10 protein-coding genes are annotated in these 13,316 nt (G+C 49.3%); 7 read left to right on the forward strand and 3 right to left on the reverse strand.

The window, feature by feature from the left end:
- Nucleotides 1–358: 358 nt before the first annotated feature.
- Nucleotides 359–2,410: a choline transporter gene (locus ACL9RG_RS05460; RefSeq protein WP_422791593.1), complete on the reverse strand. Its 2,052-nt coding sequence runs from the start codon at nucleotides 2,408–2,410 to the stop codon at nucleotides 359–361.
- A 425-nt stretch (nucleotides 2,411–2,835) separates the two neighbouring features.
- Between ACL9RG_RS05460 and betI the strand changes: the two genes are divergently transcribed.
- The 6 genes from betI (at nucleotide 2,836) to ACL9RG_RS05490 (ending at nucleotide 10,344) form a co-directional block, all read left to right on the forward strand.
- Nucleotides 2,836–3,426 carry a transcriptional regulator BetI gene (gene betI / locus ACL9RG_RS05465; RefSeq protein WP_422791594.1) on the forward strand — a complete coding sequence of 197 codons (591 nt, stop codon included), beginning with the start codon at nucleotides 2,836–2,838 and terminating at the stop codon, nucleotides 3,424–3,426.
- Nucleotides 3,427–3,543: 117 nt separating this feature from the next.
- Nucleotides 3,544–5,016 carry a betaine-aldehyde dehydrogenase gene (gene betB, locus ACL9RG_RS05470; protein ID WP_422791595.1) on the forward strand — a complete coding sequence of 491 codons (1,473 nt, stop codon included), beginning with the start codon at nucleotides 3,544–3,546 and terminating at the stop codon, nucleotides 5,014–5,016.
- 27 nt (nucleotides 5,017–5,043) lie between these two features.
- Nucleotides 5,044–6,723 carry a choline dehydrogenase gene (gene betA / locus ACL9RG_RS05475; protein ID WP_422791596.1) on the forward strand — a complete coding sequence of 560 codons (1,680 nt, stop codon included), beginning with the start codon at nucleotides 5,044–5,046 and terminating at the stop codon, nucleotides 6,721–6,723.
- 93 nt (nucleotides 6,724–6,816) lie between these two features.
- Nucleotides 6,817–7,284, forward strand: coding sequence for a GNAT family N-acetyltransferase (locus ACL9RG_RS05480; protein ID WP_422791597.1), 468 nt, complete (start codon nucleotides 6,817–6,819; stop codon nucleotides 7,282–7,284).
- Nucleotides 7,285–7,644: 360 nt separating this feature from the next.
- Nucleotides 7,645–8,532 carry a nucleoside-specific channel-forming protein Tsx gene (locus tag ACL9RG_RS05485; RefSeq protein WP_422791598.1) on the forward strand — a complete coding sequence of 296 codons (888 nt, stop codon included), beginning with the start codon at nucleotides 7,645–7,647 and terminating at the stop codon, nucleotides 8,530–8,532.
- Between the two features lie 216 nt (nucleotides 8,533–8,748).
- Entirely contained in the window at nucleotides 8,749–10,344 is a 1,596-nt protein-coding gene (locus tag ACL9RG_RS05490; protein ID WP_422791599.1) for an ABC-F family ATPase, read from the forward strand.
- Between the two features lie 64 nt (nucleotides 10,345–10,408).
- On the opposite strand, the gene moeB is transcribed toward ACL9RG_RS05490, so the two are convergent.
- Together moeB and moeA are read right to left on the reverse strand one after the other, a co-directional pair.
- Nucleotides 10,409–11,176, reverse strand: a complete 768-nt coding sequence (gene moeB, locus ACL9RG_RS05495; RefSeq protein WP_422791600.1) for a molybdopterin-synthase adenylyltransferase MoeB — start codon at nucleotides 11,174–11,176, stop codon at nucleotides 10,409–10,411.
- Between the two features lie 11 nt (nucleotides 11,177–11,187).
- Entirely contained in the window at nucleotides 11,188–12,432 is a 1,245-nt protein-coding gene (gene moeA / locus ACL9RG_RS05500; RefSeq protein WP_422791601.1) for a molybdopterin molybdotransferase MoeA, read from the reverse strand.
- A gap of 259 nt (nucleotides 12,433–12,691) precedes the next feature.
- On the opposite strand from moeA, the gene ACL9RG_RS05505 reads away from it, so the two are divergent.
- On the forward strand, nucleotides 12,692–12,913 hold the full coding sequence (locus ACL9RG_RS05505; protein ID WP_422791602.1) for a DeoR family transcriptional regulator: 222 nt from the start codon (nucleotides 12,692–12,694) through the stop codon (nucleotides 12,911–12,913).
- Nucleotides 12,914–13,316 lie beyond the last annotated feature (403 nt).

Here is a 13,316-nt window from a genome sequence, read left to right on the forward strand (position 1 = left end):
AAACCGGATATATGGCTGCAATACCTGAGCGCTATTTTCAAGAAAACCACGTGCAATATTGGGAGCGTCCATATACGTCTGCTTTAGGCAGAGCCGGGCAGGACGCCCGTCTCTGCCGACCCGACCGGCCGAAGTAGTAAGCGCGGGCAGTCGCGTAGCGACCCGATAAGCTAAGCGCAGGCGTCGGGTGCAGGGGCCTTCGCCTCAAGGCCCTTGCCGGTCGCGTTCGGCGGACTATGCATATTACTGCGTATTGATAAGCGGCCGAATCTACACCAGTGCTAAATATCCAATATCCAGACCCGGGGGACTATGGGGGCCGCAGCCCCCATAAAAAGCCGCCCTGAGTAACGGCTATTTACTCCGGAAACGTTAATGTATTCCCCGGTGCTTCACGATTGATATGCAAGAAGTGCAGATGGCGCTCGTACTGGTCGAGAATATCATTAATGATTTGATGCTTAGTAAAGTCCATCAAGTCATTCCCCTGCGTACCTTCGAGTAAGAAAGTTTCCAGTCGGTAGTAATGCGATTTCCCGGAGCGGGCGCGGTAGGTGTAAGCCGGTACTGCGTAGCTTTGCGGCCAGATTTGATAGATAAAGTTTTGCTCTTCACCCATGCTAACCAGCAATTCCAGGTGATTGAGCTTTTCGTCCTCAACCGGCTCATGCTCACTAAACTCTACATTGGCACCGCGTAGTTGCAACTCCTGCGCCACTTCCTGCATCGCCGGGCGGCAAACGGTATCCAGCATCTTTTGCGTATGTTTGGTGCCAGGGTAGTGCATTACGCGAGATAAACGCTGTTTCCAGTTCAATGACGCATCGCCCGCTGCTTGCATTGGAGCCAGCGTTTGTAGGGTACTGGCCTTGCGATAATCCTCCAGACGCAGCGATTTATAGAGTCCTGCCATAATAAAGAAAATCACGAAGCTGAACGGCAGTCCCATAATCACCGTGGTGTTTTGCAACGCCGATACGCCATCGGTCATCAACATGCCTAATGTCAATACACCGATAGTGACCGACCAGAAAATACGCAGCCAATTAGGCGCATCATTATTGATATCTGCCAGTTTCGAGGTGAAGTTACCTAAAACCAGTGAACCGGAATCCGCTGAGGTCACGTAGAACAATAAACCGGTAATGGTGGCAACCGAGGCGCTCAGAGTAAAACCAGGGTACTGGGCTAACAGGCTGTAAACTCCGCGCTCCGGGTGAGCGATGACTTCATTAGCGAAGTCGAGATTACCGTGCAGGATCTGATACAGCGCGCTGTTACCGAAAATAGACAGCCACAACAGCGTAAAGACAAACGGAATAATCAGCGTGCCGAGCACGAACTGGCGAATAGTACGACCGCGAGAAATACGCGCCAGGAACAGGCCAACAAATGGCGACCAGGCAACCCACCAGGCCCAGAAGAACAGAGTCCAGCTATTCATCCACTGTGTTGGACGGTCGAAGGCAAAGGTATTGAGCGTCATCCCCATAAAGCGATTGATATAATCACCGATATTGAGCACCAGCGCGTTGAGCAGAAACTCAGTATTGCCAAAGAACAGCAGGAATAGAATCAAACCTAAGGCCAGCAATACGTTCAACTCGGAGAGAATACGAATACCCTTATTGACACCGGAGGTGACGGACACGGTAGCCATAATCACCGACAGTAAAATCAATGAGCCTTGTACCGTGAGATTTTCTGGCACATGGAATAACACTTTCAGGCCGTAGTTAAGCTGTACTACGCCAATACCTAGCGTGGTGGCGATACCAAAAATAGTCCCGATCACCGCAGCAATATCCACGCTATGGCCGATAGGTCCATTAATCCGTTTGCCAAAAATCGGGTACAGCGCCGAGCGAATTGTCAGCGGCAGGTTATAGCGATAGCTAAAGTAGCCCAGTGCTATCCCCATCAATGCATACATTGCCCAGCCGGTTAATCCATAGTGGAAGAGGGTCCAGACCATAGCTTGTCGCGCCGCTTCCAGCGTTTGCCCATCGCCTTCGGGTGGCAACATATATTGCGTCACGGGTTCGGCAACTGAGAAGAACATTAGGTCAATCCCGATACCGGCAGCAAATAGCATCGAAGCCCAGCTCATCATACTGAATTCGGGTTTGGATTGTTCGGGGCCGAGTTTGATGGCACCAAAGCGTGAGGCGGCAATAAACACCACGAAGACGATATATAGCGTTGCGGCCAGCATGTAATACCAGCCGAAGGTTGCCGACACCCAGTTTAAGGCTTGGCCGATCCATTTACCGGAGAGATCGGTAAAGAAAATGGTCGCTAGCGTGAAGGCCAGGATTAAGCCCGCTGAGGTGAAAAACACCACTTTGTTCAGCGAGTCCCGAGGTTTTTCAGCCGGGTTAACTTTATCAGTCGAGTCGATAGCAGGCATAGTTCCCCTATTTTCATCAATGCAAATAAGGCTGAAATGTTATCCGGTGAAGCGCGCTTAGCGCATATCAAGAGGACCGGGGCGGGCTGGTTTAATCAGAATGTAAGTGGCTACAAAACCGTTACAAACTACAAATGACAACGCTGCCTTACAGGAGATCCGCTGAGTACACTGACATCGGAAAATATTTACAGCCTAAATTTTTACTATGTTTAAAGAATAATAAATTTCTATTTATCAGTGAGTTAATCTAGTTAACATCCTTATTATCCTACATATCCGTAACCAATTGGTAATAAAATATATTCATTTTTGATTGAACGTTCAATCAAAAAAAAGTTAAATTGTATCGCAATGGATATTAACAATAGCTTATCCAGGCGCATTGTAACTGTGTGGAAAGCATATTTTCAGGAGTTGAAGTCATGCCCAAAGTAGGTATGCAACCTATTCGTCGGTTGCAGTTGATCGAGGCCACTCTCGATGCCGTTAATGATGTGGGCATGCACGAAGCCTCCATTTCACAAATTGCTCGTCGAGCCGGCGTATCAAACGGCATCATCAGTCACTACTTTCGTGACAAGAATGGCCTGCTTGAAGCCACCATGCGCTATCTGCTGCTTAATTTATGGCGAGGTGTGAAAGAGAGGTTGGCGAGCGTAAAGGATAACGCGCCTGAGGCACGGTTATACGCTATTGCTGAAGCTAACTTTGATGAATCTCAGACCAATAGCGCGGCGATGAAAACCTGGTTGGCATTCTGGGCCAGCAGTATGCATCACCCAGAACTCTACCGATTACAGCAGGTAAACAGCCGTCGTTTGTATTCGAATTTATGTGTTGAGTTTAGACATTTTCTACCGCGCGACGAGGCCCGAATGGCTGCTAAAGGCACCGCTGGGTTGATTGATGGTTTATGGCTACGCAGTGCATTGAGCGGAGAGTATTTCGACCACGCCGAAGCATTAGTCATTACTCAAGGCTATATCGCCTCACTGATTCAAACACGTCGCTAGCATCATTTTTACGGCGAACAGCAATAGCCTCATTGCCTGTTCGCCAACCTAAATAGGTAAGTGTGGAATTCTCCAGGCTTACAACCTAAAAAACCGCAACGATCAAGGAGATATCCTATGTCTCATTACGGCATACAAAAACTTTATATCGATGGACGCTATCAGGACAGCACCGGCGGGGAAACGTTTCAAGCTATCAACCCGGCTAACGGTGAAGTAATTGCCGAGGTGCAAAGCGCTAGCGCTGCTGATGTTGATTTGGCAGTAAAAGCTGCACAAAAAGGGCAAAAAATCTGGGCGGCAATGACCGCGATGCAACGTTCGCGTATTTTGCGCCGTGCGGTGGACATTTTGCGTGAGCGTAATGATGAATTAGCGCATCTGGAAACGCTCGATACCGGTAAACCTCTGTCAGAAACCACCGCGGTTGATATCGTCACCGGGGCGGATGTATTGGAATATTACGCCGGTCTGGCGCCGTCTATTGAAGGCCAACAGATCCCACTGCGTGAGTCCTCTTTTGTTTACACCCGCCGTGAACCGCTGGGTGTGGTAGCCGGTATCGGTGCCTGGAACTACCCGATTCAAATCGCTCTGTGGAAATCCGCTCCGGCGCTTGCCGCGGGTAATGCGATGATTTTCAAACCGAGTGAAGTGACCTCGCTGACCGCACTCAAACTGGCTGAAATCTATACCGAAGCCGGCCTGCCAGACGGCGTATTTAGCGTGGTGACAGGCAAAGGTGCCAGCGTGGGGCAACTGCTAACCGATCACCCAGATATTGCCAAAATCTCTTTCACCGGCGGTGTCGTCACCGGCAAGAAAGTGATGGCCAGCGCTTCAGCTTCTACACTGAAAGAAGTCACGATGGAGCTGGGTGGTAAATCACCGTTGATCATCTTCCCTGACGCTGACCTCGATTTGGCGGCGGATATTGCCATGATGGCCAACTTCTATAGCTCTGGTCAGGTCTGTACCAACGGGACGCGCGTATTTATTCCGAAAAATCTACAAGCGCAATTCGAAGCCAAAATTGTTGAACGCGTACAGCGTATCCGTTTGGGTGCGCCAACCGACGAGCAAACCAACTTCGGTCCATTGGTGAGTTTCAGCCATATGGAAAACGTGCTGCGCTTTATCGAAAGTGGCAAACGCGAAGGCGCTAAACTTCTGTGTGGCGGTCATCGCGTCACCGAAGGGGCTTATGCCAACGGTGCTTATGTTGCGCCAACGGTGTTCACCGATTGCCGCGACGATATGACTATCGTGCGTGAAGAAATTTTCGGGCCGGTGATGAGTATCCTGAGCTACGACAGCGAGGAAGAAGTGATTCGCCGCGCTAATGATACCGATTTTGGTCTGGCCGCTGGTTTAGTCACCGCCGATCTAAATCGCGCGCATCGTGTGATTCATCAGCTTGAAGCCGGTATTTGCTGGATCAATACCTGGGGCGAATCTGCCGCAGAGATGCCGGTCGGAGGTTATAAGCACTCTGGCGTTGGCCGCGAAAACGGCATTACTACCTTAGAACATTACACACAAATCAAATCCGTGCAGGTTGAGCTGGGCAAATTTAGCTCAGTCTTCTAATCCAACCATCTGCCAGAGGAGATTCTTATGGATTACGATTACATCATTATTGGCGCCGGTTCTGCCGGCAACGTATTAGCTACGCGTCTAACCGAAGACAGTAACGTCAGTGTCCTGCTGCTTGAAGCCGGTGGGCCAGACTATCGTCTGGACTTCCGTACGCAAATGCCAGCAGCGCTGGCATTCCCGCTGCAGGGTCGCCGTTATAACTGGGCTTATGAAACCGATCCTGAACCACATATGAATAATCGCCGCATGGAATGTGGCCGTGGCAAAGGGCTGGGCGGTTCATCGCTGATTAACGGCATGTGTTATATCCGTGGCAACGCAATGGACTTCGATAACTGGGCGAAAGCGCCGGGACTCGAAGACTGGAGCTATCTCGACTGTCTGCCTTATTTCCGTAAAGCGGAAACCCGCGATATTGGCGGCAACGATTTCCATGGTGACAATGGCCCGGTTAGCGTGACAACGCCAAAAGCCAATAACAATCCGCTGTTTAAAGCGATGGTCGATGCCGGTGTTCAAGCTGGTTATCCGCGAACTGATGATCTTAACGGTTATCAGCAAGAAGGCTTCGGTCCGATGGATCGCACCGTGACGCCAAAAGGTCGTCGTGCAAGTACCGCTCGTGGTTATCTGGATCAGGCGAAACCGCGTAGCAACCTGACGATTGTGACCCACGCACTGACCGACAAAATCCTGTTTGAAGGGAAGCGTGCGGTTGGCGTAAGTTACTTCAAAGGGGATGCGCATAACGCCACTACCGCGCGAGCGAAGAAAGAAGTGCTGCTGTGCAGTGGTGCTATTGCATCTCCGCAAGTATTACAGCGTTCCGGTGTGGGCCCGGCAGAGTTACTCAAAAAACTCGATATCCCATTGGTACATGATTTACCGGGCGTTGGTGAGAATCTGCAAGACCACTTGGAAATGTACCTGCAATTTAGCTGTACGCAGCCGGTTTCGCTTTACCCGGCGTTGAAAATGGTCAATCAGCCGATGATTGGCGCCGAATGGCTATTCAACGGAACGGGCATCGGTGCAAGCAATCAGTTTGAGGCCGGTGGCTTTATTCGCAGCCGTGAAGAGTTTGCATGGCCGAATATCCAGTATCACTTCCTGCCGGTGGCGATTAACTATAACGGCAGTAAAGGGATTCAGGAGCACAGCTTCCAGGCGCACGTCGGTTCGATGCGTTCACCAAGCCGCGGCCGCGTACAGGTGAAATCGAAAGATCCGCGTCAGCATCCGAGCATTTTGTTCAACTACATGTCGAGCGAGCAGGATTGGCATGAATTCCGTGATGCGATCCGTATCACCCGCGAAATTATGGCGCAGCCAGCGCTGGACCCTTATCGCGGGCGTGAAATCAGTCCAGGTGTTGATGTGCAAACGGATGAACAGCTCGATCAGTTCATCCGTGAGAACGCCGAAACGGCGTTCCACCCGTCATGTTCTTGTAAGATGGGCAGCGACGAAATGGCGGTAGTTGATGGTCAGGGACGCGTACATGGTATGCAAGGGCTGCGCGTGGTCGATGCCTCGATTATGCCGCTTATCATTACCGGCAACCTTAACGCGACCACCATTATGATCGCCGAGAAAATCGCCGATAAAATTCGTGGCCGCGCACCATTGCCAAGAAGCACTGCTGATTATTATGTCGCGGGCGACGCGCCGGTGAGAACAGAACCTGCCAGAAAATAACGCGATAAATTTGTGACCGGCGTTAGCCGTTGAGCATGATAAAAGAGATAATCTTCGGGTTATCTCTTTTTTATTTCTTATCAGGAACACCCTATGACCACAGAAAATACGCCAATTGTCTGGCAAGATCTCCATCACTCATCCCTTAGCGCCGCGCAGCTTTACGCGATTTTGGCATTGCGTAGTGAGGTATTTGTGGTCGAGCAGAATTGTATTTATCAGGATATTGATGGGCTGGACTTAGTAGGCGAGCATCGTCATATCGTCGCCTGGCAACAAGACAAGCCGGCGGCCTATGCGCGTATTTTGCGGGTGGAAGAGGGGGTAGCCATTGGTCGGGTGATTGTTGCGCCCGCAGCACGTGGGCTTAAATTGGGCTACCAACTGATGGAACAGGCGTTGATGTCCTGTGCGCAACACTGGCCACAAATGCCTATCGTGCTCTCCGCGCAGGCACACTTACAAAAGTTTTACGGCAGCTTTGGTTTTGTTGCCTGCTCGGAGATCTATGACGAGGACGGTATTCCCCACATCAAAATGTGTCGTGAAGTAAAAGCCTAAGCTTAGTTTTGTATCACCGCACCAATCGGGGCAGCACCATGTTGCCCTATAGCTGATTTTTATGACAGCCAGTCGTTTTTTACCTCTTTTCTGGTCAGATCTTTTTCATATACTTATAACAATTAGTGCTAAATATGTGACGTAAATCACATAAGCTATGTATCCGTATGAAACTGAAATTGACAAAACTTGACCTAAACGTAAAGTATGGCCTCATTCTTTGGCAGGTTGTTCGGAAATGTTACTTTTACCGACGTTTTAAATGCCGAGAGTTAGCGCAAGTCTTGTGTTTTCGCGTGGTAACCGAGCACATGACCTCCTGTGGCAAGGAGCCACCTTCCCATTGTTCCTGGTAATAAAATGAAAAATAAAATCTTGGCTGCTGGTGCTCTTCTCGCTTTGTCATACAGCACGCAATCGCTTGCTAACGATACTCAGGGTGAATACGTATCTGATTGGTGGCACCAGAGTGTTAACGTTGTAGGTAGCTATCACACTCGCTTCGGACCAAAACTGAACAACGACGTTTACCTGGAATATGAAGCATTCGCTCACAAAGACTGGTTTGATTTTTACGGCTACCTGGACGTGCCTAAATTCTTCGGCGCGGGTAACGGTAACGACACCGGTATTTGGGAAAAGCACGGTTCTCCAATGTTTATGGAAATTGAACCTCGTTTCTCTATCGATAAACTGACTGGCACCGATCTGAGCATTGGCCCAGTGAAAGAGTGGTACTTCGCTAACAACTACATCTACGATATGGGTTCAAACAACACCAATCGCCAGAACACCTGGTACATGGGTTTGGGTACCGACATCGACACCCATTTGCCGATGAGCCTGTCCCTGAACGTGTATGCGAAATACCAGTGGGAAAACTACGGTGCAGCTAACGAGAACAGCTGGGACGGATATCGCTTTAAAGTGAAATACTTCGTGCCGTTGACCCAACTGTGGGGCGGTAACCTAAGCTATATCGGTTTCACCAACTTCGACTGGGGCTCAGATCTGGGTGATGATAGTGCACGTGATGTTAACGGCAACAAATCACGTTCTAATAACTCCATCGCATCTAGCCACATTTTGTCGTTGAACTATACCCACTGGCATTACTCGTTGGTCGGTCGTTACTTCCACAACGGCGGACAGTGGGCTGAAGGCGCTGAAATGAACTTCGGCAGCGGTAATTTCAACGTTCACTCTACCGGTTGGGGTTACTACGCAGTGATTGGTTATAACTTCTAAAAGTTAACCACGACTTTCTGCAAGTCATTCGTCTATATAAGAAAGGCCGATGCTTAATCAGCATCGGCCTTTTGCTATGGGGATATTGTCCCGACTATCCCGCCATCTATAAATATTGTCATCCGCTTAAATTGTCACCAAAACTTCCCGCGATCTCCTTGCTCCGTTATGGCATAATGCGCGCCAAATCACATTCCTAATTTAAGAGCGAGCGTTGTGCTAAGTACTTACAACATCACCATGCAATTCGGCAGCAAGCCGTTATTTGAAAACATCTCCGTAAAATTCGGCGGCGGCAACCGCTATGGTTTGATCGGCGCTAATGGCTGCGGCAAATCAACCTTTATGAAAATCCTCGGTGGCGATCTGGTGCCATCGGGCGGTAACGTGGTGCTTGATCCAAACGAACGTTTGGGTAAATTGCGCCAGGATCAGTTCGCATTTGAAAAGTTCAGCGTGCTGGATACCGTTATCATGGGCCACAACGAACTGTGGGCGGTAAAAGAGCAGCGCGATGCTATCTATGCGATGGCTGAAATGAGCGAAGAAGACGGCTATAAAGTGGCTGACTTAGAAGTTGCTTACGGCGAGATGGACGGTTATAGCGCGGAATCTCGCGCGGGTGAGTTGTTGCTTGGCGTGGGCATCCCAGTTGAACAACATTACGGCCCGATGAGCGAAATCGCTCCAGGCTTTAAACTGCGTGTGTTGTTGGCGCAGGCACTGTTCTCTGACCCAGAAATTCTGCTGCTCGACGAACCAACCAACAACCTGGACATCGATACTATTCGTTGGCTGGAGCAGGTGCTGAACGAGCGTAACAGCACCATGATTATCATTTCGCACGACCGTCACTTCCTGAACATGGTTTGTACGCACATGGCCGACTTAGACTACGGCGAACTGCGCGTTTACCCGGGCAACTACGACGAGTACATGACCGCGGCCACTCAGGCTCGTGAACGTCTGACCGCCGATAACGCCAAGAAAAAAGCGCAGATTGCTGAACTGCAATCCTTCGTTAGCCGCTTTAGCGCCAACGCCTCTAAGTCTAAACAAGCAACGTCGCGCGCACGTCAAATTGATAAAATTCAGCTCGACGAAATTAAAGCCTCTAGTCGCCAGAACCCTTATATGCGTTTCGAGCAGGATAAGAAACTGTTCCGTAATGCATTAGAAGTTGAGAAATTAACCAAAGGTTTCGATAACGGCCCGCTGTTTAAGTCGCTTGGTCTGATGGTCGAAGTCGGCGAGAAAGTCGCGATACTCGGTGCCAACGGTATCGGTAAAACCACCTTGCTGCGCACTTTGGTCGGCGATGTCACGCCAGAAAGCGGTACCGTGAAATGGTCTGAAAACGCTAAAATTGGCTACTACGCGCAGGATCATGAATATGAATTCGATGAAACCCTGAACGTATTCGACTGGATGAGTCAGTGGAAAGCAGAAAAAGACGACGAGCAGGCCGTGCGCGGCGTGTTGGGCCGTTTGCTGTTCGGCCAGGACGATATCAAGAAGAAAGTTAAAGTGCTGTCCGGTGGTGAAAAGGGTCGAATGCTGTTTGGCAAACTGATGATGCAACGCCCTAATATCCTGGTGATGGATGAACCAACCAACCACTTGGATATGGAATCTATCGAGTCGTTGAACATGGCGCTGGAAATGTACGAAGGCACCTTGCTGTTCGTTTCCCATGACCGTGAATTCGTTAGCTCGTTGGCAACACGTATCATTGAAATTCAGCCAAACAAAGTCATCGACTTTAGCGGCAACTATGAAGACTACCTGCGCAGCCAAGGGATTAACGGTTAAGTTTCCCCTGCGTTGTGTATGCAAAAGGCCGCGAAATTCGCGGCCTTTTCTTTGCTAAGAACGTCTATTTTACCTGAAGAGTTCCGCATACTTCGCATTGCGGGTTTTTCGCCAATTTCATCGTGCGAAATTCTGCCGTCATGGCATCGTACATCAGCAAACGCCCGCGCGACGCGCTGCCAAAACGGGTCATCTGTTTAATCGCCTCCATTGCCTGCAGGCTGCCGATAGTACCAACCAGGGGGGACATCACGCCCGCTTCCACGCAACTCAGCGCATTATCACCAAATAGTCGGCTTAAGCAGCGATAACAAGGTTCATCGGGTTGATAGGTAAATACGCTTAGCTGGCCTTCCATGCGAATGGCTGCCCCGGAAATTAGCGGTGTTTTTAGCGCAAAGCACAGGCGATTAAGCTGATTACGCGTAGCGACATTATCGGTGCAATCGAGCACCACATCACATTGGGCAATCAACTGCTGCAATGGGTCATCATCTAGCTGTTGATCGACTTGATTAATGGCAATGTGAGGGTTAATCGCGGCCAGTGCGATGGCCGCGGAGGCGACTTTGCTCATCCCGATACGTGCATCGGTGTGCAGGGTTTGTCGTTGTAGATTCGACAGCGAGACAGTATCAAAATCAAGCAAACTGAGCGTACCGGTACCCGCTGCTGCCAGATACTGTGCCGCCGCGCAGCCTAGCCCACCAAGGCCGACGACCAACGCATGGCTGGCTTTGAGTTTTTCCTGCCCGTCGAAATCAAAATTACGCAATACGATTTGACGGTTATAGCGCAGGGTTTCGCTGTCGCTTAATTCTGGCAGGCTCATTTATATCCCCTTTAGCAAACAAACAATGCGTTGAACGGCTCTATCTCAACCCATTCTCCACTGGCTACATCGCCACGTTCTCTTTCCAGGACGATAAAACAGTTTGCCTGACTAAATGAGCTGAAAACATGCGAGCCTTGATGACCGGTGCTGGCAACCTGGATATCACCTTCGGCAGAAAGGCTATATATGCCGCGTTGGAAATCGAGTCTACCCGGCGCTTTTTTCAAAGAGGTGAGTGTCTTAGCACGTAACCGTACCGGCATGCGCCAGGCAGTATGGCCAGATAACTGTGCAATTAAGGGTTGAACCAGTTGATAGAAGGTCAATGCAGCGGAAACTGGATTACCCGGCAGGCCACAGAACCAAGCTTTTTTGAGCTTACCAAACGCAAATGGCTTACCCGGTTTAATCGCCAGTTTCCAAAAACCGATTTCGCCCAGTTCATCGAGCATATCTTTAGTGAAATCGGCTTCACCGACGGACACGCCGCCGCTACTGATCACTAAATCAGCGGCGTCATCGGCCTGCTGAAATGCCTGGCGTAATGCCTGTGGGTCGTCGCGAATAATGCCTAAATCCAAGACTTCACAGCCCATTTTTTCCAGCATCAAACGCACCGCGAAACGGTTAGTGTCGTAGATCTGCCCGGCTTGCAGTGGGGTGCCAACGGGTTGCAGTTCATCACCGGTAGAGAACACGGCCACCTTCAGACGAGCACGGACCTCAACGTGTTCAATGCCCAACGAGGCAAGCAAGGGTAATTCTGCAGGACCAAGGCGTACGCCGGAGGCTAAGACTTCCTCCCCTTGTTTGATGTCATCACCAATCAAGCGAATATTCTGCCCAATTTGTACCGGAGCGGTAAAACTTACGCCTATTTCGCTAACTTGGGCCTGTTCTTGCATGATCACCGCATCAGCACCCGATGGGATGGCCGCGCCGGTCATAATCCGAATACAGGTCCCTTGCGGCCATTCTCCGCTGAAAGGTGCCCCGGCGAAGGATTTTCCTGCGACAGGAAAGTGAGCAATCTGCTGAAGGTCGGCGCTACGTATCGCATAACCATCCATGGCTGAATTATCAAACGGTGGTACGAACACGGGGGAGGTGACAGCGCTAGCGGTGATTCTGCCGACAGCCTCGGTCAGAGGAACGAACTCGCTAGATGCAAAGACGGTGGATTGCGCCTGAATGCGCATTTTCTTAAGTGCTTCATCAAGCGAAATTAAACCAGATGTCATGCCGTTTTCCATGAGTAGACCTTGAGTAAAAAATAGGACTTAGCTACAGATGGTAACTCCTCCATAGCCAAAACAGTTCGACTATTATGACAGAAGAGCGCTGCGATGGTTGCTTAAGTAATATGAATGTATTTATTGAAGATAAAGTGAAAGAAAGTTTTTCAATAGTGATAAAAATCGCAGAATTATTTGGCTGATACCGGTACCATAACGATAAATTTTGTGATTAACATCACATTTAAATGTCTTATTCTTGCATGGTTACATTGCGATGAAAAAAAACCGTCAACAAGAAATACTCCAACTCCTTGATCAACATCATGTTGTTCAGGTTAGTGATTTCGCCCAATGGTTAGGGGTAAGTCTGGAGACAATACGCCGCGATCTGAATGAAATGCAGGATAAAGGACTTATCCATCGCCGGCATGGTCGTGCTCGTCGGGTGGACAACCAGCCGATAACTGGCTGGATAAACGGTTTAAAGCGTATCTAATAAGTTCAATTCTCTGCTCTGCGTGGTGATCCAATGCGATAAGGGCGGTTTTGGACTTATTCGTTCCCCAGATTTCTGCTATAAAAAATCAATATTCCTAACCATTTTTAAGTAATCACTCTCCTCTTCATATTCTTTAACGCTCAATATTTTTTGTAAAAATTATAAGCAATTAGCTTGTTTTTTATAGATTAATCTCAAGTCTTTACATAGTCTGTAGCGCTATACCCGTCATACTTCAAGTTGCAGGTTTGTCGTTCACCCCAGTCACTTAGTTATCTAAGCTCATAGGGATGATCTCAGTTGCCTCCTACCTGCATCTCGAAGCCTATTGGGTAAAAATGTCTTCAGCTAAGTCAATTCCGAGTGTTAATAGATACGGGATTTAAGACGAATGCTGATG

This window comes from Rouxiella sp. Mn2063 (genome assembly GCF_049319665.1).
Classification (GTDB): Bacteria; Pseudomonadota; Gammaproteobacteria; order Enterobacterales; family Enterobacteriaceae; genus JBMOUD01.